The 25,734-nt window shown below is 48.6% G+C and carries 27 protein-coding genes; 2 read left to right on the top strand and 25 right to left on the bottom strand.

Going from position 1 to position 25,734, the window contains the following annotated elements:
• Positions 1–4: 4 nt before the first annotated feature.
• The 8 genes from ACR0QT_RS05970 to ACR0QT_RS05935 all read right to left on the bottom strand — a co-directional run bounded on the left by ACR0QT_RS05970 (position 5) and on the right by ACR0QT_RS05935 (position 9,241).
• A complete protein-coding gene (locus ACR0QT_RS05970) occupies positions 5–763 on the bottom strand; it encodes an ABC transporter ATP-binding protein (protein ID WP_177976886.1) in 759 nt (252 codons plus the stop codon).
• Position 764: 1 nt separating this feature from the next.
• The gene (locus tag ACR0QT_RS05965) at positions 765–1,820 is read right to left on the bottom strand and encodes a branched-chain amino acid ABC transporter permease (RefSeq protein WP_432629927.1); all 1,056 of its coding nucleotides are present in this window, start codon (positions 1,818–1,820) and stop codon (positions 765–767) included.
• A gap of 9 nt (positions 1,821–1,829) precedes the next feature.
• Positions 1,830–2,711: a branched-chain amino acid ABC transporter permease gene (locus ACR0QT_RS05960; RefSeq protein WP_432629926.1), complete on the bottom strand. Its 882-nt coding sequence runs from the start codon at positions 2,709–2,711 to the stop codon at positions 1,830–1,832.
• Positions 2,712–3,075: 364 nt separating this feature from the next.
• A complete protein-coding gene (locus ACR0QT_RS05955; RefSeq protein ID WP_432629925.1) occupies positions 3,076–4,302 on the bottom strand; it encodes an ABC transporter substrate-binding protein in 1,227 nt (408 codons plus the stop codon).
• Positions 4,303–4,591: 289 nt separating this feature from the next.
• The gene (locus tag ACR0QT_RS05950; protein ID WP_432629924.1) at positions 4,592–5,599 is read right to left on the bottom strand and encodes an NAD(P)H-dependent glycerol-3-phosphate dehydrogenase; all 1,008 of its coding nucleotides are present in this window, start codon (positions 5,597–5,599) and stop codon (positions 4,592–4,594) included.
• A gap of 200 nt (positions 5,600–5,799) precedes the next feature.
• A complete protein-coding gene (gene plsY / locus ACR0QT_RS05945; RefSeq protein WP_432629923.1) occupies positions 5,800–6,441 on the bottom strand; it encodes a glycerol-3-phosphate 1-O-acyltransferase PlsY in 642 nt (213 codons plus the stop codon).
• A complete protein-coding gene (gene der, locus ACR0QT_RS05940; protein WP_432629922.1) occupies positions 6,441–7,769 on the bottom strand; it encodes a ribosome biogenesis GTPase Der in 1,329 nt (442 codons plus the stop codon). The genes plsY and der overlap by 1 nt, the downstream gene beginning before the upstream one ends.
• A 2-nt stretch (positions 7,770–7,771) precedes the next feature.
• On the bottom strand, positions 7,772–9,241 hold the full coding sequence (locus ACR0QT_RS05935; RefSeq protein ID WP_432629921.1) for a DUF512 domain-containing protein: 1,470 nt from the start codon (positions 9,239–9,241) through the stop codon (positions 7,772–7,774).
• 362 nt (positions 9,242–9,603) lie between these two features.
• Between ACR0QT_RS05935 and ACR0QT_RS05930 the strand changes: the two genes are divergently transcribed.
• Complete coding sequence (locus ACR0QT_RS05930) at positions 9,604–10,812, top strand: ribose-phosphate pyrophosphokinase (protein WP_432629920.1); 1,209 nt, start codon at positions 9,604–9,606, stop codon at positions 10,810–10,812.
• 439 nt (positions 10,813–11,251) lie between these two features.
• Here the strand turns inward: ACR0QT_RS05930 and pgeF are convergent, their stop codons facing one another.
• The 16 genes from pgeF to ACR0QT_RS05850 all read right to left on the bottom strand — a co-directional run bounded on the left by pgeF (position 11,252) and on the right by ACR0QT_RS05850 (position 23,404).
• Positions 11,252–12,109, bottom strand: a complete 858-nt coding sequence (pgeF, locus tag ACR0QT_RS05925; RefSeq protein WP_432629986.1) for a peptidoglycan editing factor PgeF — start codon at positions 12,107–12,109, stop codon at positions 11,252–11,254.
• Between the two features lie 40 nt (positions 12,110–12,149).
• Positions 12,150–12,491, bottom strand: coding sequence for a YraN family protein (locus ACR0QT_RS05920; RefSeq protein WP_432629919.1), 342 nt, complete (start codon positions 12,489–12,491; stop codon positions 12,150–12,152).
• Entirely contained in the window at positions 12,488–13,147 is a 660-nt protein-coding gene (locus ACR0QT_RS05915; protein WP_432629918.1) for a ribonuclease HII, read from the bottom strand. Before ACR0QT_RS05915 ends, ACR0QT_RS05920 begins: the two co-directional genes overlap by 4 nt.
• A complete protein-coding gene (gene ylqF / locus ACR0QT_RS05910) occupies positions 13,147–14,073 on the bottom strand; it encodes a ribosome biogenesis GTPase YlqF (protein ID WP_432629917.1) in 927 nt (308 codons plus the stop codon). The genes ACR0QT_RS05915 and ylqF overlap by 1 nt, the downstream gene beginning before the upstream one ends.
• A 37-nt stretch (positions 14,074–14,110) precedes the next feature.
• A complete protein-coding gene (gene lepB, locus ACR0QT_RS05905; RefSeq protein ID WP_432629916.1) occupies positions 14,111–14,650 on the bottom strand; it encodes a signal peptidase I in 540 nt (179 codons plus the stop codon).
• 240 nt (positions 14,651–14,890) lie between these two features.
• Positions 14,891–15,238: a 50S ribosomal protein L19 gene (gene rplS / locus ACR0QT_RS05900; protein ID WP_177978582.1), complete on the bottom strand. Its 348-nt coding sequence runs from the start codon at positions 15,236–15,238 to the stop codon at positions 14,891–14,893.
• Between the two features lie 149 nt (positions 15,239–15,387).
• A complete protein-coding gene (trmD, locus tag ACR0QT_RS05895; RefSeq protein WP_432629915.1) occupies positions 15,388–16,161 on the bottom strand; it encodes a tRNA (guanosine(37)-N1)-methyltransferase TrmD in 774 nt (257 codons plus the stop codon).
• Positions 16,162–16,293: 132 nt separating this feature from the next.
• A complete protein-coding gene (gene rimM / locus ACR0QT_RS05890; RefSeq protein ID WP_177978595.1) occupies positions 16,294–16,806 on the bottom strand; it encodes a ribosome maturation factor RimM in 513 nt (170 codons plus the stop codon).
• Positions 16,807–16,936: 130 nt separating this feature from the next.
• Positions 16,937–17,164: a KH domain-containing protein gene (locus ACR0QT_RS05885; RefSeq protein ID WP_177978586.1), complete on the bottom strand. Its 228-nt coding sequence runs from the start codon at positions 17,162–17,164 to the stop codon at positions 16,937–16,939.
• A gap of 17 nt (positions 17,165–17,181) precedes the next feature.
• The gene (gene rpsP / locus ACR0QT_RS05880) at positions 17,182–17,424 is read right to left on the bottom strand and encodes a 30S ribosomal protein S16 (RefSeq protein ID WP_177978588.1); all 243 of its coding nucleotides are present in this window, start codon (positions 17,422–17,424) and stop codon (positions 17,182–17,184) included.
• Positions 17,425–17,596: 172 nt separating this feature from the next.
• Positions 17,597–18,970: a signal recognition particle protein gene (gene ffh / locus ACR0QT_RS05875; protein WP_432629914.1), complete on the bottom strand. Its 1,374-nt coding sequence runs from the start codon at positions 18,968–18,970 to the stop codon at positions 17,597–17,599.
• Between the two features lie 53 nt (positions 18,971–19,023).
• Positions 19,024–19,365 (bottom strand): YlxM family DNA-binding protein, encoded by a 342-nt coding sequence (ylxM, locus tag ACR0QT_RS05870; RefSeq protein WP_432629913.1) that lies wholly within the window; start codon positions 19,363–19,365, stop codon positions 19,024–19,026.
• Between the two features lie 169 nt (positions 19,366–19,534).
• Positions 19,535–20,170, bottom strand: coding sequence for an endonuclease III (gene nth, locus ACR0QT_RS05865; RefSeq protein ID WP_432629912.1), 636 nt, complete (start codon positions 20,168–20,170; stop codon positions 19,535–19,537).
• Positions 20,171–20,290: 120 nt separating this feature from the next.
• On the bottom strand, positions 20,291–20,875 hold the full coding sequence (locus ACR0QT_RS05860) for a phosphatase PAP2 family protein (RefSeq protein WP_432629911.1): 585 nt from the start codon (positions 20,873–20,875) through the stop codon (positions 20,291–20,293).
• A gap of 203 nt (positions 20,876–21,078) precedes the next feature.
• The gene (locus ACR0QT_RS05855) at positions 21,079–22,392 is read right to left on the bottom strand and encodes an amidohydrolase (RefSeq protein WP_432629910.1); all 1,314 of its coding nucleotides are present in this window, start codon (positions 22,390–22,392) and stop codon (positions 21,079–21,081) included.
• 283 nt (positions 22,393–22,675) lie between these two features.
• A complete protein-coding gene (locus tag ACR0QT_RS05850) occupies positions 22,676–23,404 on the bottom strand; it encodes a GntR family transcriptional regulator (protein ID WP_432629909.1) in 729 nt (242 codons plus the stop codon).
• 262 nt (positions 23,405–23,666) lie between these two features.
• Between ACR0QT_RS05850 and ACR0QT_RS05845 the strand changes: the two genes are divergently transcribed.
• Complete coding sequence (locus tag ACR0QT_RS05845) at positions 23,667–24,596, top strand: carbohydrate kinase family protein (RefSeq protein WP_432629908.1); 930 nt, start codon at positions 23,667–23,669, stop codon at positions 24,594–24,596.
• 238 nt (positions 24,597–24,834) lie between these two features.
• Here the strand turns inward: ACR0QT_RS05845 and ACR0QT_RS05840 are convergent, their stop codons facing one another.
• Positions 24,835–25,614 (bottom strand): ABC transporter permease, encoded by a 780-nt coding sequence (locus ACR0QT_RS05840; RefSeq protein ID WP_177977319.1) that lies wholly within the window; start codon positions 25,612–25,614, stop codon positions 24,835–24,837.
• Positions 25,615–25,734: the final 120 nt, after the last annotated feature.

Genomic DNA, 25,734 nt, shown 5'->3' with positions numbered 1-25,734 from the left:
CCTCCTACTCTCCCAGATATGCGGTGATAACACGGTGATCGTTCAGTACGGTCTGTGTGTCACCCTGCGTCAGCACCTGACCGAAGTTCAGAACGGTCAGCTTCTCGCAGATACCAGATACCAGCTTCATGTCATGCTCGATCAGCAGAATCGTCATGTCAAAATTGTCACGAACGAAACGGATCGTATCCATCAGCTCTGCGGTCTCGTTCGGGTTCATTCCTGCTGCCGGCTCATCGAGAAGGAGAAGTTTCGGCTCCGTCGCAAGTGCACGGGCAATCTCGAGCTTTCTCTGTGCACCGTAAGGCAGGTTTGATGCCTTGTAATCTGCGACAGAATCGAGCTCAAACACCTTCAAAAGCTCCATAGCACGCTCATTCATCTGCTTCTCAACCTTATAGTATCTCGGCAGACGCAGGATTCCCTCGATCGTGGAATACTTAAAATGGTTGTGCAGTCCGACTTTTACATTGTCAAGAACGCTCAGCTCCTTGAACAGACGAATGTTCTGGAAGGTACGCGCAATTCCGTCCTGGTTGATCTCGATTGTACTGCGTCCGGTGATATTCTTTCCATCGAGAAGAATTGTACCGGTATCCGGCTTGTACACGCCCGTCAACAGGTTGAACACCGTCGTCTTTCCTGCTCCGTTCGGTCCGATCAGACCGTAGAGCTGTCCTTTCTCGATCGTCACGCTGAAATCATTTACTGCTTTCAGTCCGCCGAAGGAAATGCTGATATTTTTTACCTCTAACATTGCCATTTTATGCAGCCTCCTTCCGGTTCTTTTTGATCTTGTCCATGAATACCGAACGCATCTCGATTGCCTTCGGGCTGGAGTTGAAGATCATCATCACAATCAGAACAATTGCGTAGATCAGCATACGGTAGTCGTTGAGTCCACGCAGAAGCTCCGGAAGCATCGTCAGAACAACTGCTGCGATAATCGAACCGCGAATATTTCCAAGTCCTCCGAGTACAACAAATACAAGGATCATGATCGACTGGTTGTAACCAAAGTTCTTCGGCGTAGCTGCAAGGCTCGAAAGGTTGTGTCCGTAGAGAACACCTGCCACACCTGCAAGTGCTGCTGAAATCGAGAATGCCATCAGCTTAAACTTCGTGATGTTGATGCCGACAGACTCAGCGGCAATGCGGTTATCACGGATTGCCATGATTGCACGTCCGGAACGGGAATTGATCAGGTTCAGGACGATGAACAGCGTCAGAAGCACGAGAATGATACCGATCGTGAACGTCGCTGCCTTCGGGGTTCCGGTGATACCCTGGGCACCCTTGATGATGACAACGCCGGTGTCATCCATGCCAAGAGAGGTTGTATCCTTGAAGGAGAAGTGGAAACCGCTCTGATCCACACCGACATAGATTGCATTTAACAGGTTCTTGATGATCTCACCAAAAGCCAGGGTTACGATTGCCAGATAGTCTCCGCGAAGACGCAGAACCGGGATTCCGATCAGAATACCGAAAACGCCTGCAACAAGTGCACCGATCAGCAGAGCAAAGAAGAAACGCACCTGCACGCTCGGGATCACATTTGCCATACAGTTCGTAAAGAACGCACCGGAAAAGGCTCCTAAACACATGAATCCGGCATGACCCAGACTCAGCTCACCAAGAATACCAACCGTCAGGTTTAAGGATACTGCCATGATCACATATATGCAAAGAGGTACAAGAAGTCCCTTCATCAGACTGGTCATATGACCCGTACTGGCAAGGATCTGCACCAGAATCCAGCATCCGATGATGATTGCATACGTGATGCTGTTCTGAATCAGCAATTTGTTTTTCTTCATTCTTCCCACCTACACTTTCTCCGTAATCTTCTTTCCCATAATACCGGTAGGACGCACAAGCAGAACCACAATCAGAACTGCAAATACGATCGCATCCGAGAGCTGGGAAGAAATATATGCCTTGGAAAGGTTCTCGATCACACCGAGAAGAACGCCTCCGATCAGCGCACCCGGGATCGATCCGATTCCGCCGAATACTGCTGCCACGAATGCCTTGATTCCCGGCATGGATCCGGTGTACGGAGTCAGGGACGGATAGGTGGAACACAACAGCGCACCTGCGATTGCAGCAAGTGCAGAACCGATTGCGAATGTCACGGCAATCGTTCGGTTTACATCAATTCCCATCAGGGTTGCTGCTCCGGTATCCTCAGAAACCGCAAGCATTGCCTGACCGATCTTCGTCTTGTTGATGAAGGTCATCAGACCTACCATGATGATGATACAGGTAAGGATCGTCACCATCGTGACACCGGAAATCGACAGCGCACCGCCGGCCAGTTTCAGGCTCGGAACGTTTACAACGGAAGTAAACTGACGCGCATTCGATCCAAAAATAAGAAGTGCCGCATTCTGAAGAAGATAGCTGACACCGATTGCCGTAATCAGTACGGCAAGAGAAGAAGCTCCGCGAAGGGGCTTATATGCCACACGCTCGATCACAACACCGAGAACCGTGCAGGCAATCACAGCTACGAGGACACCCACTAACGGAGGGAATCCCATTGTGCTGACACAGGTGAAAATCACAAATCCACCTACCATGATGATATCGCCGTGGGCGAAGTTCAGCATTCTTGCGATTCCGTATACCATCGTGTATCCCAGCGCGATGATCGCGTAAATACTGCCCAGGCTGATTCCATTGATCAAATAAGACAGAAAACTCATGTACCACACACCTCTTTGTATTTTTCTTGAAAAACAATAACATGTCGAATTATAGCATAGTAGAATAGGAAGTTCAAGTGTAAGTTACAAATGTCTTTGTCACAAAGACACAAGCAGTTATTCTTCACGCGTCACACGAACGGTAACGGATTTTTTTGTTGTTTTGCACGAACTTTCCCTATCCCCACCAAATCCCTATAAAACGAAAAAGAGAGTCGTCTTTCGACGACCCTCTTTTGGATCGAATCAGCCCTCACACAAAACCAATCTTTTAAAACGTTCAAAAGCAAGTCTTCTGTGAGAAAAATCTGACTCATCAGAGAAACCATCTCTACCGTTCATGTGTTGCATGATCGGCAATCTCTTATTTCTCCATCTCGTAAATGCCATCTACGATCTTAGCTGCCTTCGGTGCCTTGTTCGGCTCACCGTTTGCATTCCAGCTCATGTCTGCACCAGTCAGACCCTGGATGGTGATCTCGGTCATAGCAGTCTCCATTGCATCGCACATATCAGATGCGCTCATATCAGCGGTGATGCCAGCCTTCTCTGCTGCTGCCTTGATTGCATAAACTGCATCGTAGGAATCAGCTGCGAACTGAATCGGCTCTACGCCATAAGCCTCGGTGTAAGACTTGGTGAAGTCCTCACTGCCCTCCTCAGTGGTGGAGAACGGAGTCAGAAGCATCAGACCCTCTGCCAGAGACTTATCAAAGTTCTCAACAGACAGGATTCCGTCCATACCGTCACATCCGAAGAAAGTCGGAGCGAACTCTTTGTCAGCAGCCTGCTTCAGGATAACAGATGCCTCCTGATAGTAGATCGGCAGGAATACGAGCTCTGCGCCTGCATCCTTTGCCTTGTCCAGCTGTACGGAGAAATCGGTGTTGCTGTCTGCGGTAAATGCCTCATCTGCAACAACCTCGATACCCTGGTTTGCAGCCTCTTTTACGAAGGACTCACGAATACCGGAAGAGTACTCGGTAGAGCTATCGTAGATGATTGCAACCTTGGTAGCCAGCTTGTGCTCGCCAATGTACTGAGCGGAAGCAGTACCCTGATCCGGATCTGCGAAACATACACGGAATACGTTCGGGTTGGATACGCACTCTACTGCAGAACCAGACGGAGTGATCTGGAACAGGTTGTCGCTTGCAGACTCAGCTGCAACTGCGATACACGGCTTGGAAGTGGTTGTACCAACCAGCATCTGCATACCCCAGTCCTTCAGGGTGTTGTATGCATTGACAGACTTCTCCGGATCGTTCTCATCATCCTCAGCCTTCAGCTCAACCTTCATGCCGTTGATACCGCCAGCCTCGTTGATCTCCTTAACTGCCAGATCTGCACCATTCTGAACTGCCAGACCATAAGATGCTGCTGCACCGGTCAGCGGTCCGATTACGCCGATTTTTAAGGTACCACCCTCTGCGGAAGAAGCCTCTGCACTGCTCTCGCCAGCCTCTGCGGAAGTCTCTGCCTTTGCATCTGCTGCTGCGGTTGTCTCGGTGCTTGCGCTACCGCCACAAGCAGTTAAAGATGCCATTGCAACAACTGCTGCCATACCTGCGCTCATAAATCTCTTTTTCATAATGATTCCTCCTCTTAACACTCCCATCGTCCGACAGGAGGTTTACAGATCAAATGTGATCTGCATACAAGCTCGGACTTATTATAGTTGTCTGAAAAATGCTTGTCAAGCTTTTTTTCTTTACCGCGATAAATTATTTACTGTTCACGCGCACGTGCCCAGTAACGGAATTTGCCGTGGCTTCGCATTTAAATACGGCAAATTCCCGCTACCACCACTGGATCATACGGCATTTTCAGTTCAGAAAATGCCTACCCGTGTACAGTAACAGAAATCATTCCCAGTAAATTCACTCCCAGCCGATCGCCGGGCTCTCCACAGTCCGATCACGGAGCATCAGATCCTGAACCGCCTCACTTGCCGGTCTTCCGTCAAACAGCACCTCGTTGACCGCCGTGATGATCGGCATCGAAATCTCATATTTCTTTGCAAGCGCAAGCCCCGCCTTTGCAGAGTAAACACCCTCGACAACCATCTTGACTTCCGCCATCGCCTCTTCCATCGAGTAACCTTTTCCGATCAGGATTCCGGCTCTGCGGTTTCGGCTGTGCATGCTCGCACATGTCACAATCAGATCTCCGATTCCGGTGAGTCCGCCGAAGGTCTCGAGCTTTCCGCCCATTGCGACTCCAAGTCTTGAGATCTCCGAGATTCCTCTCGTGATCAGTGCCGCCTTCGTGTTGTCCCCGTATCCGAGACCGTCCGCAATTCCCGCTGCGAGCGCAATCACATTTTTGAGTGCTCCGCCGATCTCAATTCCGGTGATGTCCGAGCTTGTATACACACGAAAGACCGGACTCATGAAAATGCTCTGGATGTACTCCGCGGTCTTTCTGCTCTTCGCACCTGCGACACAGGTCGTCGGCAATGACCGGCTGACTTCCTCCGCATGGCTCGGTCCGGACAACACTGCGACATCGGCATTTGGCAGTTCCTCCTCGAGAATTTCCGACAGAAGATCAAGCGTTTCTGCCTCGATTCCCTTCGACGCATTGACGACGATCTGTCCGTCTCTGACGAACGGCGCCATCTTTCTTGCGGTCTCCCGGATATAGATAGAAGGGACAACCGTCACGACAAGATCCTTCTCTTTTAAAGCTGTCTCCATATCCGCAGTGAACTCCATATCTTCCGGAAGAACGAGATCCGGAAGATTTTTCTGAACCCGATGCTCTCTCAAATACTTTGCATCCTCCTCGAATGCAGACCAGACCGTCACCTGATGTCCGTTTTCATGAACGAGTGACGCGAGTGCAATTCCCCAGGTTCCCCCTCCAATGATGCCAATCTGTGCCATAATGTTTTCTCCTTATTATTCAAGTTGACGTATCGTTCAAGTCGACATTTATTCAAGTCGATGCTTAATCTAAATATGCAAATACTCCCGAAACCCATTCTGTCAGATTCCGAGAGTATTGATTTGTTTATGCACGCTTATTTACGCATGCCTATTATACATGTATACATGTTTGTCCATGCGATTGATTCCCTGTGCACTTATGCATTCTTCTTCGCTCCGAGCTTATTCTCCGTGCCGTTTAAAAGGCGACGGATATTGGCATGGTGTCTCCAGATTCCCATCAGCGAAATCGCAAGAGCAATCCCGATAAACTCCGTCTGACAGGACTCTGCCAGACCATAATCCCCGCGAATCACTCCAAAGAAAATCATTCCGATCGCAAAACAGATCATCACAAGAATCGAGCCAAGGGAGACATAGCGTGTGATTGCGACCGCCATCACAAACACGACGAGACAGATCAGCATCAGACGCCAGTCTGTTGAGGCGAGAAGACCTGCGGAGGCCGCAATTCCCTTTCCGCCCTTAAATCCCATGTAGAACGGGAAATTGTGTCCCAGAATCACGCCAAACCCTGTGTAAAGCAGGTAGAGATAGAGAAATTCCGGCTGACTGCGAAAGATCACGCGCGTCAGGAGACAGGCAAGGATCATCTTTCCTGCATCTCCGAGAAAGACCACAAGTCCCGCTTTTTTTCCCATCACGCGAAGAACATTCGTACTTCCTGAGTTGCCACTTCCGTAATTGCGGATGTCCATATGTTTGGAACGGCTGTACAGATATCCTGTCTGAAACAGACCGAAGACATATCCCATCACAAGACAGATCAGGCGCTCCATTACTGCTCCTTTCCGGAACGCTCACGCACGATGAATTTCAGTGCGGTTCCCTTAAATCCAAAGGATTCTCGAATCCTGTTCTCAAGGTAACGAACATAGGAGAAATGCATCAAGTTCTTGTCGTTTACAAAGATGACGAAGGTCGGCGGTTTTACCGCTACCTGAGTCATGTAGTAGAGTTTCAGGCGCTTGCCCTTGTCAGACGGTGGCTGCTGCATGGCAACGGCTTCTGTCATGATCTCGTTGAGGACACCGGTTGCGACACGCAGAGTCTGGTTCTCGCGCACCATGTCGATCAGATCAAACAGCTTGTTCATACGCTGTCCGGTCACAGCAGAGATGAAGAGCATCTCAGCATACGGCATAAAGGAGAGCGTATCTTTGATCTTCTTCGTGTACTCGTAGATCGTCTTGTCGTTCTTCTCGATTGCGTCCCACTTGTTGACAGCAACGATGATTCCCTTGCCTCTGTCGTGTGCGATTCCGGCAATCTTTGCATCCTGCTCGGTCACGCCCTCAACCGCGTCAATCACAAGGATGACCACATCGGCGCGCTCCACAGCGGATACGGTACGAATGATGCTGTAACGCTCAAGATCTTCCTTGATCTTGCTCTTTCTTCTGAGTCCTGCGGTATCGATAAAGACATACTCGGTTCCGTTGTGAACGACCTCGGTATCAACCGCATCACGGGTTGTTCCGGCAATGTTTGATACGATCACGCGGTCCTCGCCGAGGATCTTGTTGATGATCGAGGATTTTCCTACGTTCGGCTTTCCGATGATCGCCACACGCGGACGCTCGTCCTCTGCATCCTCCATCTGATCGGTCGTAAAGTGACGGCTCACCTCATCGAGCAGATCACCGATTCCGAGGCGGGAAGCACCGGAAACTGCGATCGGATCGCCGATTCCAAGGTTGTAAAACTCGTAGATATCATTGCCAAATTTCTGGAAGCTGTCGACTTTGTTGACTGCCAGAACGACCGGCTTTCCGGACTTTCTGAGCATGTCCGCTACCTTCGCGTCGGAATCGACAAGTCCCTGTCTCACATCCACAAGGAAAATAATGACATCTGCGGTGTCAATCGCAATCTGTGCCTGCTCTCTCATCTGGGAGAGGATGATGTCCTTGCTGTCCGGCTCGATACCACCGGTATCCACCAGTGTAAAGTTCATGTTCAGCCAGGTACAGTCCGCATAGATACGGTCTCTGGTTACGCCCGGGGTGTCTTTTACGATCGAAATCGTCTCCCCTGCCAGCACGTTGAACAGGGTGGATTTTCCCACGTTCGGGCGTCCTACAATCGCTACAATCGGTTTGCTCATTCTCAAATCTCCTTCAATTCGTATTTGTTATGTTCAGTATTTTGTTCAATATCCGGGTACAGGATTGCGTCAACGAGATCCTGTCCGCTTGATTTTACAATATTCACCGGAACTTGTAAAGCATTTTGCAGTTCTGTGCGCGTCACATCGTCGAGAAAGACCTCTTCTCCGCTTCGGAACATGCACGCAGGAAGCAAAAGTCTGTGACCGAGTTTCTGGTTCGTCAGCTGGGCTTTCAAGTCCTGTCCCGTGATCAGACCGGCAACCGTGATCATCGGGCCGAAGAAATCGTTGCGGATCTCATAGATGTGCACCTTCTTCTGTGGGAACATCTGTTCGATCTTCTCCACCTGCTTTTTCAGATACGGGTAGGCAAGTTTTCCGGTCGCAATTGAGAGCTCCTCCTCCGCGACTTCTTCCACCGGTTTCTGATCGTTCTGATCATCCTGTTTTTTATGATTCTTCAGGTTCTTCTGATTTTTCTGCGCTTTATTGTGATTCTTCTTATTCTGTTCCTTTTTCTGCTTCTTTTTGAGCTCCTCGAGCGCCTCATTGACCTCGGTGTCGAGAAGGCGAAGCATGCCGACTCCATTCTCAAGCTGAATGTAACCGTCGTAGCGCTCCTCCTCCGGCATCGGGCGCTCCGCTAAGATGTAGAACTCATCGCTCGCCTGAACAAAGTGAATTCCGTGCTCCTCGTAGATCTTCTTCTGCCAGCGCTCAATGATCTCGAGTGCATCCTCCGCACGTTTCTTGTCAAACGGTTTCATCGGAAAAAGACCGTCGCGGTATTTCGTAAGACCGACCGGAACAACCGACAGACTCTGCATGCACGGAATGTACTTTGCGAGGTCTCCGATCGTGCGGTCAAGCTCCTCTCCGTCATTCACATCCGGGCAGAGAACGATCTGTCCGTTCATCGGAATGTCCGCCTGGTAAAGACGGTCGATGTTCTCAAGCGCCCGTCCCGCAAAGCGGTTGTGAAGCATCTCACAGCGCAGTTTCGGGTTCGTCGTGTGCACGGAAATGTTGATCGGCGCAAGTTTGAAATCGATGATACGCTGAATATCATGCTCTTTCATATTTGTCAGCGTGACGTAGTTTCCCTGAAGAAATGAGAGGCGCGAGTCGTCGTCCTTAAAGTACAGAGTTTCTCTCATTCCCGGTGGCATCTGGTCGATGAAACAGAAAATGCACTTGTTACTGCAAGACTTGTAATCGCTCATCAGACCGTTCTCGAAATTGATTCCGAGGTCCTCGTAATCATTCTCGATCTCAAGTTCCCACAGCTCGCCGTCCGCCTTCTCGACCTCCATGATCATGCTCTCGCTGTCAACATAGTACTCATAATCAAAAATATCTTCTACTTCATTTCCATTGATTGTCAGCAGGCGGTCTCCTGCCTCAAGCTCAAGCTCTTCTGCGATTGAACCCGGATCAATGGATTTTATCAAATGACCTTTTTTCTTCATTTAAATTTTCTTCCCTACTTCCTTAATCTCTTTTCGTTGTTGAATGTTTTTAATTTTCTTATTTAGATTTTTTATTTAAATTTGGAACTAAATTTCTTCCTTAATATTAGTTTCTCATGTTAATCTATCTTTCGTATAACTCAAAGGAGGAGGCGATCCACTCTGAGTTATAACATTTTGTATGTCCCTATATACCCGTCTTTTTATCATAACAAGATTCCCTCTCTTTGTAAAGAAACAAGACTTTGTTTTTTTTTACGAAATTCGACATTTGCCTATTGACTGCCTTGTTTTCAAAATGGTATAAATGAGGGTGGATTTAACTTCAATTTAACCGAATATATTTGTGAAGGAGCTTAAAAATGGCAAATAATTATGTGTTCAATGATGTTCTTCCGGTTGCACCGCTCAAAATCGCAGCTCTGGAAAGTTGCCGGGATCTCGCTGGCAAGGTCAATGACCACATCGTCAAATTCCGCAGAAACGATACGGAAGAGTTGATTCGTCGCGAGAAGGATCTTAATTATCGTGGTTACGATGTAGATTCTTATCTTCTGGACTGTTCTTGTCCGCGTTTTGGTTCTGGTGAGGCAAAGGGTGTGATCAACGAGTCTGTCCGCGGTGTTGATCTGTTCGCAATGGTGGATGTCACCAATTACAGCATTCCCTACACTGTATGTGGATACACCAACCACATGTCACCGGACGATCATTTTCAGGATCTCAAGCGCATCATCGGTGCTTCTGTCGCAACGGCACACCGCGTCAATGTGATTATGCCATTTTTATATGAAGGTCGTCAGCATAAGCGCACCAAGCGTGAATCCTTAGACTGCGCAATGGCACTTGAGGAGCTTGTAGAGATGGGTGTCTCCAACATCATCACCTTCGACGCTCATGACCCGCGCGTGCAGAATGCAATCCCGTTAAACGGATTTGATAACTTTATGCCGACTTATCAGTTCGTGAAGACCCTGTTCAAGCATGACCAGTCCTTAAAGATCGACAAGGATCACCTGATGATCATCAGCCCGGATGAGGGTGCAATGAACCGTGCCGTTTATCTGGCAAACAACCTCGGTGTCGACATGGGTATGTTCTACAAGCGCCGTGATTACTCTCGCGTTGTGAATGGTAGAAACCCGATCGTCGCTCATGAGTTCCTCGGTTCTTCCGTAGAGGGCAAGACCGTTCTGATCATCGACGATATGATCGCTTCCGGAGAGAGTATGCTCGATACCGCAAAAGAGCTGAAGGAGCGCAAAGCTGACAAGGTTATCGTTTGCTGTACTTTCGGTCTGTTCACCAGCGGACTTGAGAAGTTCGATGAATTCTACAACCGTGGTTACATCGACTATGTTATCACGACCAACTTAAACTATCGTCCGGCCGAACTTCTTGATCGCCCGTGGTACTTAGAGGCTGATATGAGCAAGTACATTGCTGCCATTATCAACTCCTTTAACCACGATGTTTCTATCGGTGCTTCTCTGTCCCCGACAGAAAAGATCCAGAATCTGCTCCGCAAATACCATTCCGACGGATACGATTATATCGGCTCCATCAAATAAATACAGCGTTTAAATATAACGTTAGCGATTAGCAAAAAGCAAAATAAAACAGCAATAAGATAGGCTATTGCAAGGCAGAAAACACTCTGTTTTGCAATAGCCTTTTCTTTGTGTGGGATTCATGAAGCTATAAAGAGGTTTATACGGCTTCTATGCATATGGGGGGCTCCGAAGACGGGCAAAGTCCTGCAAACGCGCTCTCGCTCCGGGTTCGACGTAGCAGTGCATAAGATCGCAAACTACGCGATCTAAGCACTGACGTCTCACACGGGTTTGCAGTGACTTTCCCGTCTCGTCGCCCCTGCCACCACCCCTTTCACATTAACGAAACCTGTTCTATTCACCATTCAAACTAATATCCGCAAAGATTTTTTGCATGATTCTAATCTTCTTTGCCGGCATTTTCTAATCAGAATCTAATCAGAAATTCTATATCCTTTTATTTTTCCTTCAAGCACAGGAATGCGGAAAGATTTCCACGATCCTTTCCAACTGCACGGTGTGAGAACAGGAAATCTGGGTTGCAGCGGGTACAGATGTCTGTCGTGTGAATGTTCTCCGGCTTTACTCCACGTTCCGCAAAGATGATCTCATTCGCTCTCCAGAGATTCAGCTGATACTTACCATTTTCCTTGCGGTAAAATAATTCTTCATGATATTTGGGCGCGAAGGCCGTCGCAAACTCCTCGACAACCTCAGGACCGACCTCGAAGCAATCCTGACAGATGCTCGGTCCAATGCAGGCAATCACATCGGAGGCATTTGTTCCGAAGGCTTTCTCCATCTCATCGAGCGTCGCCTTTCCCATGCGGTGAACCGTTCCTCTCCATCCAGAATGAGACAGTCCAATCGCACGGTGAACCGGATCAAGAAGATAGAGGGGCACACAGTCTGCATAGAAGGTCACAAGCGTAACGCCCGGAATGTCGGTGATTAGACCATCCACATCCCTGTAATCGCGCGGATAGACCACACCTTTCCCGAGGTCTTCCGCTGTGACTCTGCGCACATTCGTCGTGTGGGTCTGGTAGGACAGCACCATCTTTTCCATATCGACATCGAGCACATCTGCCATGCGCTGATAATTTTCCAGCACATGCGCCGGGTTGTCCCCTCTTGTGAATCCAAAATTCATCGTCGAGAAGATTCCCTCACTCACTCCGCCGATCCTCGTCGAAAAGGCATGTGATACCATTCCAGTCTGCTCAAGTGCCGGAAACGTCAGATAGCAGACTCCATTTTTCTGATTTATGTTTACCTGTTCTTTTGCATCTTGTTTTCTGATCCAATCTGCCATCATCTTTCCTCCTGAGAAACCTTATAATCCCACACATGCATCAAAATGCATTCTTCATCCAGCGCACCTCGTTCCCGAGTATTGCGACCACATCAAACCGACAGGGTGTCTCCTCCGCATAACGATTTCGATAGAGATAATACCTTGCTGTGTTCCGGATCCTCATCTGCTTCTGGTAGCCGACCGCTTCCGCCGGATCTCCGACCGATGCCGAGCTTCGATACTTAACTTCCACGAAGATAATCGTCTGCCCGTCTCTTGCAATCAGGTCAATCTCTCCTGTTCTCGATCGAAAATTCTGCGCGAGAATGGTAAGTCCCTGCGCCTTCAGCCATTCTTTTGCGATCTGTTCATACTTTGATCCGACTGCACGGCGATTCATTTTTCACTTCCCTGCATAATCTTTCCGATAAAACTTCTGCGGTGAATCGGGCATGGACCATACTTTCTCAAAGCCTCGGTATGCATAGCCGTTCCATATCCCTTGTGCTTTGCAAATCCGTACTCCGGGAAAATCTTATCGTACTCGACCATCATGTGATCCCTTGTCACCTTCGCAAGCACACTTGCGCCTGCGATCGAGAGACTCTTCGCATCTCCCTTAATGATCGGCACCTGCGGAATCTCAACACCCGGAATCGTCACGGCATCATTCAGCAGAAGATCCGGCTGAACGCCAAGACCTGCGATTGCACGGCGCATCGCCTCATACGTCGCCTGCAAGATGTTGATCTCATCAATCACATCCGGTCCGACAATGCCGACGCTCCATGCGACTGCCTTCTCCTGAATTTCAACAAAAAGGGCTTCCCTGCGCTTCTCTGAAAGTTTCTTGGAATCATTCAGATAAAGGATGTCACAGTCCGGCGGAAGGATCACAGCGCCTGCGACAACAGGACCTGCGAGCGGTCCGCGTCCTGCCTCGTCAATTCCGCAGATTGCACTACACGCCGCATAGGTGTCCTCATACTCTCGCATTTTTTTCAGGCGTTCCAATTCTGCCTGAAGTTTTTCTCCCTTGAGTTCTCTCAGTGCCATCACTTTGCCTCCGTTTTGTCTGCTGTTGCCTTCGTCTCCTTCACCTCTGCTTTTTCGGATTCATCCGATTTTGGCGGAAGTTCCAGTGTGATTCGACCGAGACGACCAGAACGGAAATCCTCAATCAGAATCGCTGACGCCTTGCTGTAATCCGGCTCTCCGCCTTTTTTCAGACATCCACGCGCACGCGCAATCTGTGCAAGGATCTCTCCCGGCTCGTTTTTCTCTTCCTCGCTCATTCCGTCTAACTTGTAGCGCTCCGTCATCGTCTCCGGACATCTCTGCATCAACAGACGAATCAGCTCCACTGCAAGCTCGTCCTTGTTGAGGATCTCATCATTGATTGATCCGATCATCGCCAAAAGCAGACCGACGCGCTGATCCTCAAATCTCGGCCAGAGAATTCCCGGAGTATCGAGAAGCTCTAAGGTCTTGTTGAGGCGAATCCACTGATTTCCCTTCGTCACACCCGGCTTATTTCCGGTCTTTGCACACGCTTTTCCGGCAAATGAATTGATGAACGTGGACTTTCCGACATTCGGAATTCCAACTACCATCGCACGAACCGGGCGATTTAAAATGCCACGACGACGATCTCTCTCGATCTTCTCCTTACAAGCCTCCTGCACCACTGCATTGATCTGCTTGATACCAGCCTTGCTTCTCGAATCGAGCTTGACCACGAAACAGCCTTTTGACTGAAACCACGATGCCCACATCGCACTTGCACGCTCATCCGCAAGATCTGCCTTGTTGAGCAAGATCAGGCGCGCCTTTCCCTTTCCAAGCTCATCAATATCCGGATTGCGACTTGCAAGCGGTACACGCGCATCTACAAGCTCTACAATCAGATCGATGAGTTTGATATCTTCTTTCATGGCTCTCTTGGCCTTTGTCATATGTCCCGGATACCACTGAATATTCAAAGTTGTTTCCTCCTATCCCAAATTTATCTATAAAAATCTACGATCGTATCAACCCAAACCCGGAAAGCGGGGCGATCCGAAGCCACACTTTCCCGATAATCTGCTCTTCCCTGATATTTCCCACATTGACGAAACGGCTGTCCTCACTGCTCTCCCGGTTATCTCCCAGAAGAAAATACTCCTTCTCGTCGAGCGTGATCGGAGTCTCCGCCAGACCCGCAAGCGACACCGTCCCTGCCTCCTCAAAGATCTCTCCATTGATGTAGACCGTCCCGTTTTGAATGTGAACCGTATCGCCGGGGATTCCAATCACCCGCTTCACATTTGTCTTCTGGTCTTCCCGCTCATACACGACAACATCCATGCGATCCGGCTTTCCAAAATCATAAGCCATCTTGTTGATCAATACTACATCCCCGGAATTTAAGAGGGGTTGCATGGAAGGACCTCCAACTACAATCTGAGAACCAAAAAAATTGAGGAAAAACCAGGCGAACGCCAATGCGACTGCAATATCCACCACCCAGCTGGACACACGCCGAACCAGGTTGCTTTCATCACTTTGATAAAAATACACGAAAATACTCCATATTCATCTCTAACCCAAAAGGATACCTTTACGTTTCTGTATACGTTTCTGTCTGCATTTCTCTACGCATTTTTTATGCATTTCTCCATGCATTTCTTTACACAGTTCTCTCTGCATCCCTTCGCGTTATAATCAATGGACGCGTCACCGACGCATCCTCGACATGTAAAATAACAAAAGGGGGGACAATAAACATTGTCCCCTCTCGTCTACGCAAAATTCGCAAAATTATTTAACCAGCTCTTTTACCTTTGCAGCCTTACCAACTCTGCTTCTCAGGTAGTTCAGTTTTGCACGTCTTACTTTACCCTTTCTAACAACCTCGATGTTGTCTACGAACGGGGAATGTACCGGCCAGGTCTTCTCTACGCCGATTCCGTTAGAGTTCTTACGAACGGTGAAGGTCTCTCTTGCGCCACCATTCTGTCTCTTGATTACGGTACCCTCGAATACCTGGATTCTCTCACGGTTACCCTCTTTGATCTTGTTGTATACCTTAACAGTATCACCAACACGGAACTCCGGTACAGATGCCTTCAGCTGAGCTGCTTCAATATTCTTAATAATTTCGTTCATTTGTGTGAACCTCCTTCATCTACTTGACATTCTTAATGCGTCCCGCGCAACAGAGGAATATCTCTTTTTTCTTCGTCACAACGCATCAATTCTATCATATTCATTTTATAATTGCAAGTACTTTTCTAATTATTTCTGTAACCTTATTTTTATTCCTGATTTTCCTGCTCTTCTTGTGGTTTCTGCACCTCTTGCTGAGCACGCAGTTTTGCAAGGTAAATCTTCTCTTTCTTGCTCAAAACCGCATCCTCGAGAAGATCCGGTCGACGCTCCAAAGTACGCTTAATCGACTGTTCTCTGCGCCATTCCTCGATCTTCTTGTGATGACCGGAAAGAAGTACCTCCGGAACCTGTCGTCCCTCATAAACCTCCGGGCGGGTGTACTGTGGATACTCGAGCAGATTGTCGTGAAACGACTCAATCTCCGCAGAGACATCGTTGTTGAGCACTCCCGGCACGAGGCGGGAAATGCAGTCAATCATCACCATCGCCGGAAGCTCTCCACCCGTCAGCACATAGTCTCCGATCGAGAGATAATCCGTCACAATCATCTCGAGCGCACGCTCATCAATGCCCTCGTAATGTCCGCAGAGGAAGACGAGATCCTCCTCCTTCGAGAGTTCCTCCGCGATCTTCTGGTTAAAAACCTTTCCCTGAGGAGTCATGTAGAGGACACGCGGGCGTTTTCCGATCTTCTCGCAAAGTGCCTCATACGCGTCGCAGACCGGAGCCGGTTGCATCACCATTCCGGCACCGCCACCGTATGGCGCATCGTCCACATGACCGTGTTTTTCTTTTGTATAATCCCGGATGTTGACCGCCTCAATCGAGAGAAGTCCCTTCTTTGTGGCGCGTCCGATGATGCTCGTGTTCAGTCCGTCCATCACCATCTCCGGAAACAGTGTCAGAATGTGATAATTCACGTTCTCTTCCTCCATTTTTAAGCATCTATTCTTACAGCTTTTATCTCTTATCTCTTACACAAATACACAAATCTCTATAAATTGCCAATAAAACTTCTTATAAAATTTAAAATTAAAATTTCTTATATTTCTTTACAGATCAAGAAGTCCATCCAAAATGTGCACGGTGATCACACCAGCCTCGAGATCGATGTTCAAAATACACTGCTTGATTGCCGGGAAGAGATATTCTTTTCCGTCGTTTCCGTCAATGATGTAGACATCGTTTGCTCCGGTCTCCATGACGTCCTTCAGCGTACCAAACTCCACACCCTCATCCGTCACAACCTTCAGTCCGATCAGATCCACGATGAAATTTTCGTTCGGCGCAAGTTTTACTGCCTGGTCACGATTGATCAGCAGATCTTTTCCCTTGTATTTCTCGATCTCATTGATGTCATTGAACTCTTTAAATTTCAAGATGACCATGTTTTTAAAGAATTTCACCTGCTCAATGTTTAAGGTCAATTTTTCCCGTCCGGTGTCGAGCATCACAGTCTTGAGCTTCTTAAAACGCTTCGGATCATCGGTGGTCGGGAAAACCTTCACCTCTCCGCGTACTCCATGTGTAGAAGAAATCACACCCACTCGCAGTGTCTGTTCCATTATTCAACCTCTCCTAAAAAATATGATATAAATGCGCATCCTCGCGGAGCTCTTTTGTACGATAGACTACAATATTCCTATCATATAAAAAAAGCTGTCGCCAGGAATCTCCCAGCGACAGCCAAACCGGCTATTGAATATCGACAACAACCTTTTTTTCTTCTTTTGAAGCAGCCGCCTTGACAACGGAGCGGATTGCTTTTGCAATGCGTCCCTGCTTGCCAATCACCTTGCCCATATCGGACGGGGCAACCTTCAGTTCAATCACAGTCTCGCCGTCTTTTTCAGTCTCGGTGACAACCACCTCATTCGGATTGTCTACTAATGCTTTCGCAATCACCTCAACCAAATCTTTCATAGCTGTCTCCACTTAGATTACTGAATACCAGCAGTCTTCAGCAGCTTTGCTACACGGTCGGTCGGCTGAGCGCCAGTTGCCAGCCACTTCTTGGTCTCTTCCTCGTTGAACTTGATTCCGCTCGGCTCAAGATTCGGATCGTAGGTACCAACCTCAGCGATGAATCTTCCGTCTCTCGGGGATCTAGCATCTGCTACAACGATTCTATAAAAAGGATTCTTCTTTGCGCCCATTCTTCTTAATCTCATCTTAACTGCCATTTTAATTAGCCTCCTTGACTTTCTTTCAATCTTCTTGATCTGTTTTCTTTTTTATCAACAAATACAGCTTCCTGTATTGTTATCACATTTACGGTTACAAGTTCATGCCCTGCATAAACGGTAACGATTTACTGCCCTTTCACCCTTCACACTCAATATTTTTATCTTGTGCTTAGAAAGGCATTTTAAATTTGCCCAGCATATTTCCGAGACCGCCCAGGCCACCGCGGTTCTTCTTTCCACCGCCCATCATACCCGGAAGCTGTTTCATCATCTTCTTCATCTGGTCAAACTGCTTGACGATTCGATTCACCTCGCTGATGTCCACTCCGGCACCGCGTGCAATACGCTGTTTTCTCGAAGGATTCATCAGAGCGGGATTCGCCCGTTCCTCCTTTGTCATGGAAAGAATGATCGCCTCGATTCGATCCATCGACTTCTCATCGACTTCCGGAATTCCGCCTTTGAGCTGTCCCATTCCCGGCATCATGCTCATGATGCTTCCCAGACCGCCCATCTTCTTGATCTGAGCCATCTGTTCAAGGAAATCGTTGTAGTCAAACTCTGCTTTGCGCAGTTTCTGACTCATCTCACGGGCTTTCTCCTCATCGACCTGAAGTTCTGCCTTCTCAATCAGCGTCAGGATGTCTCCCATTCCAAGGATTCGAGATGCCATACGATCCGGATAAAACTGTTCCAGATCGGAGAGCTTCTCTCCCATACCAATATAGAGAATCGGTTTGCCTGTCACGGAACGGATCGAGAGAGCCGCACCGCCTCGGGTATCACCGTCAAGTTTCGTTAAAATCACGCCGTCAATTCCAACCTTCTCCTGGAAGCTCGATGCCACATTGACTGCGTCCTGTCCGGTCATCGCGTCGACAACGAGAATTGTCTGATCGACATGAACCGTCTCCTTGATGTTGACTAACTCCTCCATCATGCCCTCATCGACATGAAGACGACCAGCCGTATCGAGGATCACAACATTGTATCCATTCTTGCTCGCATGCTCTACGGCAGCCTTGGCAATGTTGACCGGATTCTGATTTTCACCCATGGAGAAAACCGGTACTCCCTGCTTCTCTCCATTGATCTGTAACTGTTGAATAGCTGCCGGACGATAGACATCGCAGGCTACCAGAAGCGGTTTTCTGCCCTTTGCCTTCATCTTTCCGGCGATCTTTGCTGTGGTCGTCGTCTTACCTGCACCCTGAAGACCTGCCATCATAATGACGGTGATCTCACTTGCCGGACGAAGCGCAATCTCGGTTGTCTCCGAACCCATCAGTCGAACGAGCTCTTCATTTACAATCTTGATTACCATCTGTCCCGGCTGAAGGGAACCAAGCACTTCCTCACCAACGGCCCGTTCCTGAACGGAGCTGATGAACTGCTTAACGACCTTGAAGCTGACATCCGCCTCGAGAAGTGCCATCTTGACTTCTTTCAGCGCGGTCTTTACATCTGCTTCACTCAGACGTCCCTTGCCTCGCAGGTTCTTAAATACATTTTGCAATTTATCGGATAAGCTCTCAAAAGCCATCTAACATCCTCCTGCCCAGCTTTCGCTGTTTCTGCGTCAGTTTTGCCTTCGCATCACAGATCTATGATGTCGCTGGAAATCTGCTCTATTTTTTCAATCAATTTTCTGTCGTTTGTCTCTTGAAACTTCTGCGTCAACTCGCGGATCTCTGTCACCAGTTGCTTCGTCTCCTGAAACTTCTCAATCAAATGAAGTTTCTCCTCGTATCCGGCAAGAATCCGGTCACAGCGCTTGATCAGATCATGTACACCCTGTCGGCTGATTCCCTGCTCCTGCGCAATCTCACTCAGCGACATATCGTTGAAAATCACATCTTCATAGACGTTTCGCTGATGTTCCGTGAGAAGTTCTCCGTAAAAATCATACAGAAGACTCTGTTTTACAATGCTTTCCATAACATCACCTTGGATATCATACATGAAAACATTTTCGGTGTCAAGTATTTTTTCTTTACACCTGTTATTTTTTTATTTCTATCTATATTATTTTTTCTTTCCATCTATAAAACAGTTAAAACAGTAACTTTTTGCCTCACCGATAGAGGAGGGGAACATCCACTCTGACTTATACTCCCACCTTCGGGCAAATGTCATTCAGGCAACACCGATCGCAGTACGGCTTCGTGCGCGCCGTGCAGATCTCTCGTCCATGCCAGACAAGGCGGTGACAGAACTCACTCCCTTCCTCCGGCGGAACGAGCTTCCAGAGTGCCATCTCAACTTTCTTCGGCTCCTTGATCCCGTCCACAAGTCCCATCCGGTTTACAAGGCGGATGCAGTGCGTATCCGTAACGATTGCAGGCTTTCCAAACACATCGCCCATCATCAGGTTCGCACTCTTTCTTCCGACTCCCGGAAGCGAGAGCAGAGCATCAAAATCATCCGGCACCTGACCGCCGAATTTCTCACAGAGCATCTTCATGCATGCGCTGATGTCTCTCGCCTTGCTGTGTCCAAGACCACACGGCTTGACAATCTCCTCGATCGACTCCACCGGAGCCTCTGCAAGTGCCTGAGGACTCGGGTATTTTTCAAAGAGCGCCGGCACGACCTGATTGACCCTCGCATCGGTGCACTGTGCCGCGAGGCGCACGCTCACAAGCAGTTTCCACGCCTCCTCGTAGTTGAGCGTACAATCCGCATCCGGATACGCCTCCTTCAGCCTCTGGATAATCTCCAGAGTCCGTTCCTGTTTTGTCATGTTTTGTTCTTCCTCCCGCAAGTAGTCTTTTTTACCTATTTATTTCCCATACTCATTTTTTCTCATACTTATTTTCCGTACTCACTCGTACTCATTTGAATCTCTTGTTGTCCTGCTCTGTCAATCCCTCAACCCACTCGTTTTCTCTCCATAGTCTGGCAAATCTGGCAAGAACCTTTTCTCCCAGTACGGGCGCGTCTTTAAGACCAGACTGCTCCCAACCAGTGCGACGAGAAATCCGCCAAGCACATCCGTCGGGTAGTGCACGCCGAGATAAAGTCTCGAGAACGCCACAAGCACCGCCAAAATCAACACCGGAACTCCCGCTTTTTTCGGGAGCAGATGAAAACAGATCAGCGCACACGCAAACGACGCACAGGTGTGCCCCGACGGAAACGAGTAGTCATGTGGGCGCGTAATCAACGGAACGATCAGAGTCGAAAAATCGTATGGTCTGGTTCGCGCCACCAGATTTTTTAAGAAAAGATTCGTCACAAGAAAACCAAAAATCAGGGAGAGCGCGGATGCGACTCCGACGAGCTTTGTTCTTCTATAAAGGATCAGAACCAGGGTGAAAAGAATCCAGAACCAGCCGGCATTTCCAAGCGTTGTGATCGCCCGCCAAAATCCGGTCCATCGATCCGTTCTCAAATAATTCTGAATCCAGAGCAGAATTCCAAGATCCACCTGTGTCACAGCCGTCATCCTCCCTCACCCGCCTTTCATTTCTTTCTTTTATATCTTTCTTTCATACCTTCGATGTCCGTTATCTTCTCTAATTTTTTTCTTCCAAGACGCTTACCGTAGTTACACGCTTATCGCAGTTACTCTCTTATCGCAGTTACACGCTTATCACTTTTACGTTCTTATTGTCTTGGCTCTCTTATAGTCTTGGCTCTTGCCACTAACTATTTCAGAAGATCACACACAATCAGAGAGAAGACACGGATTGCATCGACAAGCACCTTCTCATCAAAATCAAAGGCTGTCGTATGCTGGGCGGATGCCATATCGGTCACCGATCTCATGTAGGTCGCCTTTCCACCGTGTTCCTGCACACGGTTCATCATCAGGGAAATGTCCTCACTGCCCCAGTTCTGCGCATTCTCACAACTGCTGACTTTCAGATCCGGCATCTGCTCGCGCACAAGATTGCCAATGTAGGCAAGGAAATCCTCATCGCTCTGCTGGGACTCTCCGCCTCCCTGAAGCACCATCTCGCACCGGCATCCTGCGATATCTGCCGCTGCCTGACAGATCCGCTTCGCCTGCTCATCCATGTAAGCGTTGATCTCGGTCGTCGCTCCACGCACCTCCATCTGAAGTACCGCGTGATCCGGAATCACATTTCTTCCCGTTCCACCCTCGATCACACCGACATTGACGCGTGTGATTCCATCGCTGTGTCTCGGAATCGCATAGAGGTTGAGAACTGCATTTGCAGCTGCAACGATCGCATTGCATCCCTTCTCCGGGAATCCGCCCGCATGTGCAGCCTTTCCATAAAAATGAACGTCATACTTCCAGTTTGCGAGAGATCCCCAGGTTCCCGGTGTCAGATCACCGTCGTCCGGACCACCGCTCGGTGCAACGTGGGTTCCGATAAAGTAATCCACATCGTCGAGATGACCATGAGCGACAATCGCGCGTGCGCCCTTTCCGCCCTCCTCGCCCGGCTGGAAAATCAGCTTGACCGTGCCGTGAATCTGATCTCTCATCTTTATCAGCACCTCTGCGACTCCAAGACCGATCGTCGCATGACCATCGTGACCGCAGGCATGCATCCAGCCCTGATGCTCGGAGGCAAAGCCCTCGCGATATGGGCGATGCTCCAAAGTCGCATCCTCTCTCATTCCAAGACAGTCGATATCAAAACGCAGGGCGACAACCGGACCTTCGCCACAGTGCAAGACTCCGATCACTCCAGTATAGCCTTCCTTCATCTCATCCGTCAGATACTCCTGCGGTGCTCCCCACGCGATCGCCTCCCTCGCATGCGCCTGCAACTCCTCCTCCGACGGGACACCCATACGGGCAGATTCCAGACAGACTTCTTTTCCAGTCAACACTTCATCATAGCCAAGTTCCGTCAGCGTCTTTGCGATGATTGCCGAGGTTCGCATCTCATACCATGCCATCTCCGGATGCTTATGAAAATCTCTTCTTCTCGCCCGGCTCTTCTCATCCAGCATACGCGCATACTCTGTAATCTTCTCGTACATCGTCTTTTTTCTCCCATCGTTGTATTTTCTTGTAATGTTATATGTTATTGTCACATGTTGCCTTTGTATTTTGTTGTTATACTTTCGTTACACTTTGTTATTCAAGTCGACGCTCGCGGAGACTTGGCGCGTGATTTTGGTCAGCTCTGCTGACATCTTCTTATCAAAATCACTGCGCATCCTCGCGGAGCGTATAACTCAGAAGGGGATTGTCCCCTCCTGAGAAAGTTTGTGATACCCCCACCTATAGAGGAGGGGGACATCCACTCTGAGTTATATGTTGTTATATCTCGTCCCTGTTCGTTCTTATCTGGTCAGACACAGGTTTCGGCTTCACAAAGTAATCCGGAAAATGTTCCCGAATCTCCTCGATATTCTCCGTGTAGCGATTCAAGTGACGGCGCGCAATCTCAGACGCCCGCTCCTCATCCCTACTTGCAATCGCATCGAGCAGTTCTTCATGATCCTGAATCACATTTTCCGTTGCCAATTTGCACTGGTATTTCAAAGTCGATGTGCGATCAAAATGAGGAGCCACCCCCTCCGCAAGCTCATACCAGTAACTTCTCCCACACAGCTGATAAATCATTCCGTGAAACTCTTTGTCAAGGACAAGACTCTCCGCAACCTGATCCATCTCGACACACTCTTTCCAGCGTGCAACATTCCCCCGAAGTTTTTTCAAATCGTCTTCCCCGATCACTCTGCACGCCATCCTTGCAAGTTCTGATTCCAGAACGCTTCGCATATGGCGCACCTCATCGACAAGATCCACATCAATATAGGAAACATAGGTACCGATCTTCGGTCGAATCTCCACCAGATGTCTCTGCGCCAGTTCCAAAAGTGCTTCCCGAAACGGTGTCCGACTCACACCGCAAAGTTCACAGAAATCTCTCTCAAGAAGCTGATCCCCCGGTTTTAATCTGACGTTGACAATATTATCAAGGAGAATTCGCATGATGTATTCTTTTGCCGATTCTTTCCGTTTCTTCTCCAGTACAAGAATCATCTGCCTGTTTTTCCCTTTCCTGCAAAGTTCTCTGTTCCCGTTCATGCGTTGCACAAACTGTAATCATTATAGAACATTTTTTTACTTTCTACAAGCATCACTCTTGATGGAAACCTGTTCCTGCCTTATAATAAATTGGAATATTTTCATGCCATTTCACACACACAATTTCCACACCTGACGAACGCAGTTCAACGGAAACAGATGTGGAAATTCATCAAGTTTCACAATCTCAGAAATTACAGTCAGGAGGCATACTTTCATGAAACCAGCACTTATCATCGGCTCCACCTGCGTGGATGTCATCATCAATCTCGACCATCTTCCAAAGACGCAGGAGAATCTCCGTCCGACTTCTCAGAGCATGGCGCTCGGCGGATGCGCATTCAACACGGCTCAGATGTTCCGTCTTCTTCACGCCCCGCACACCTTCATCACACCGGTCGGCAGTGGAATGTTCGGCGACTATGTTGCCTCCAATATGAAACGTGCAGGAATCCCGATCTCTGTCTCCGTTCCCGATCAGGAAAACGGCTGTTGCTATTGCCTCGTCGAATCTTCCGGAGAGCGGACCTTTCTCTCCTATCACGGCGTGGAATACACCTTTCAGAAAGAATGGATGGAACCCTATTTGGCAGACAACTACGATCTTGTATATGTCTGCGGACTCGAGATTGAGGAAAAGACCGGCGACAATCTTATCGAATACTTGGAGGAACACCCCTCGCTGACCGTCTGCTATGCCCCGGGACCGCGCGGGAAACGCATTTCGCCTGAGCGCACCAACCGAATGATGGCACTTCACCCGATGCTTCACATCAATGAACAGGAAGCGATGGATCTAAGCGGATGCACCGATGTTCAGGAGGCTGGACGCATTCTCCATGAGAAGACACAGAACACCGTCATCATCACCCTCGGCGCTGACGGAGCGTTCTGCATCGAGAAAGACGGAACTTCTTATCTCGTTCCCCCTGTCCCGGCAAAGAAGATCGTCGACACGATCGGCGCAGGCGATTCCCATATCGGAACGATTCTTGCCTGCCTGACACTCGGTCTTCCGCTTCGCGATTCGATCGCCTATGCCAATCAGGTTTCCTCCGCAATCGTCGGCGTCAAGGGCGGTACCCTCCCCGCAGAACTTCTGCCACCACTCCCGGAAGCACTTTCCGAACTGATCAAGGCTCAGTAGCGCCAACCACAATCACTCGCTAAGTCGATGTTTCTGTCCAACTTGAAGGCAATTAACCGACAAATTCGACACCAGCATATTCGTACTGTGTAACAAAACAGGGGCTGTTACCTGATAGAAGAACTTCATCCAGAAATCCTTCTAAAAGGCAACAGCCCCATATTTATTTTCCGTTTCTTTTTGCTCTGTCTTTCCTATCTAAATCCAACAGAATTTACACTACTTTTTTATATTACACTTAAACCACGCTCTGAAGTCCCAGCGTCTTCTCAATGATCAACATCACGCCCAGCGTAATCACCATCATCAGAGTCGCAAGCGCTGCGATCGTCGGATCAAAGTGATACTCGACATATGCCATCATCTCAATCGGCAGTACCGATACACCGGCACTTGTGAGGAAGGCGGACAGCGATACGTTGTTGAAGGAATTGATGACTGCCATGATGCAGGCAGAGACAATACCCGACTTGATGTTCGGAAGAAGGATGTGGAAAAAGGTGTATCCACTGCTTGCTCCGAGAATCCGCGCTGCCTCCTCCATCGAGAAGTCAAAGTTTGCAAGGCTCGAAGTGATCACTCGCATCACATACGGAATCGAAAGGATCGTGTGACCGATCAGAAGACTCGGCAAAGCCGGCAGGTGAAAACGGTTCACGACATAGCGCAACATCACGAATCCGAGTACAATCACCGGGATCAGCACCGGAGAAAGGAACATGCCCTTGATGACTTCCTTTCCCTTAAACCGATAACGGTTCAGTGCATAAGCTGCCGGAAGTCCCAGAATCAGGGCGATAAATGTGGCAACAAATGCAATGATGGTGCTGTATTTTGCCGCACTGCCGAAGGATTTCACTTTCAGGATCTGACGATACCACTCGAGTGTGAATCCTTCTCCCGGGAATTTCAGATAATTCGTCTCACTGAAGGATGCTGCCATGATGACAAGCAGGGGTCCGATCAGAAAGATGTAAACCAGGATCGTGACGGCCAACAGAGATTTACTCTTCTTCATGATGTATTTTGCTCCTCTTTTATAATTCCTAATGTTGTCTGTCAGCTGAGAGATAACTATCACTGTATCATACGGCATTTTCCACTCAGAAAATGCCTACTCGTATCCGGTAACAGATGG

It is taken from the genome of Brotaphodocola sp. (assembly GCF_050873365.1).
Lineage (GTDB): Bacteria > Bacillota > Clostridia > Lachnospirales > Lachnospiraceae > Brotaphodocola.
Note: the sequence above shows the minus strand (reverse complement) of the source record. Positions and strands in the feature narration are given on the sequence as shown.

Coding starts and splice junctions, on each gene's coding strand:
- ACR0QT_RS05970 (WP_177976886.1), bottom strand. CDS start 763: ATGGCAATGTTAGAGGTAAAAAATATCAGCATTTCCTTCGGCGGACTG.
- ACR0QT_RS05965 (WP_432629927.1), bottom strand. CDS start 1,820: ATGAAGAAAAACAAATTGCTGATTCAGAACAGCATCACGTATGCAATC.
- ACR0QT_RS05960 (WP_432629926.1), bottom strand. CDS start 2,711: ATGAGTTTTCTGTCTTATTTGATCAATGGAATCAGCCTGGGCAGTATT.
- ACR0QT_RS05955 (WP_432629925.1), bottom strand. CDS start 4,302: ATGAAAAAGAGATTTATGAGCGCAGGTATGGCAGCAGTTGTTGCAATG.
- ACR0QT_RS05950 (WP_432629924.1), bottom strand. CDS start 5,599: ATGGCACAGATTGGCATCATTGGAGGGGGAACCTGGGGAATTGCACTC.
- plsY (WP_432629923.1), bottom strand. CDS start 6,441: ATGGAGCGCCTGATCTGTCTTGTGATGGGATATGTCTTCGGTCTGTTT.
- der (WP_432629922.1), bottom strand. CDS start 7,769: ATGAGCAAACCGATTGTAGCGATTGTAGGACGCCCGAACGTGGGAAAA.
- ACR0QT_RS05935 (WP_432629921.1), bottom strand. CDS start 9,241: ATGAAGAAAAAAGGTCATTTGATAAAATCCATTGATCCGGGTTCAATC.
- ACR0QT_RS05930 (WP_432629920.1), top strand. CDS start 9,604: ATGGCAAATAATTATGTGTTCAATGATGTTCTTCCGGTTGCACCGCTC.
- pgeF (WP_432629986.1), bottom strand. CDS start 12,109: ATGGCAGATTGGATCAGAAAACAAGATGCAAAAGAACAGGTAAACATA.
- ACR0QT_RS05920 (WP_432629919.1), bottom strand. CDS start 12,491: ATGAATCGCCGTGCAGTCGGATCAAAGTATGAACAGATCGCAAAAGAA.
- ACR0QT_RS05915 (WP_432629918.1), bottom strand. CDS start 13,147: ATGGCACTGAGAGAACTCAAGGGAGAAAAACTTCAGGCAGAATTGGAA.
- rplS (WP_177978582.1), bottom strand. CDS start 15,238: ATGAACGAAATTATTAAGAATATTGAAGCAGCTCAGCTGAAGGCATCT.
- rimM (WP_177978595.1), bottom strand. CDS start 16,806: ATGGAACAGACACTGCGAGTGGGTGTGATTTCTTCTACACATGGAGTA.
- ACR0QT_RS05885 (WP_177978586.1), bottom strand. CDS start 17,164: ATGAAAGATTTGGTTGAGGTGATTGCGAAAGCATTAGTAGACAATCCG.
- rpsP (WP_177978588.1), bottom strand. CDS start 17,424: ATGGCAGTTAAGATGAGATTAAGAAGAATGGGCGCAAAGAAGAATCCT.
- ffh (WP_432629914.1), bottom strand. CDS start 18,970: ATGGCTTTTGAGAGCTTATCCGATAAATTGCAAAATGTATTTAAGAAC.
- ylxM (WP_432629913.1), bottom strand. CDS start 19,365: ATGGAAAGCATTGTAAAACAGAGTCTTCTGTATGATTTTTACGGAGAA.
- nth (WP_432629912.1), bottom strand. CDS start 20,170: ATGACAAAACAGGAACGGACTCTGGAGATTATCCAGAGGCTGAAGGAG.
- ACR0QT_RS05860 (WP_432629911.1), bottom strand. CDS start 20,875: ATGACGGCTGTGACACAGGTGGATCTTGGAATTCTGCTCTGGATTCAG.
- ACR0QT_RS05855 (WP_432629910.1), bottom strand. CDS start 22,392: ATGTACGAGAAGATTACAGAGTATGCGCGTATGCTGGATGAGAAGAGC.
- ACR0QT_RS05850 (WP_432629909.1), bottom strand. CDS start 23,404: ATGATTCTTGTACTGGAGAAGAAACGGAAAGAATCGGCAAAAGAATAC.
- ACR0QT_RS05845 (WP_432629908.1), top strand. CDS start 23,667: ATGAAACCAGCACTTATCATCGGCTCCACCTGCGTGGATGTCATCATC.
- ACR0QT_RS05840 (WP_177977319.1), bottom strand. CDS start 25,614: ATGAAGAAGAGTAAATCTCTGTTGGCCGTCACGATCCTGGTTTACATC.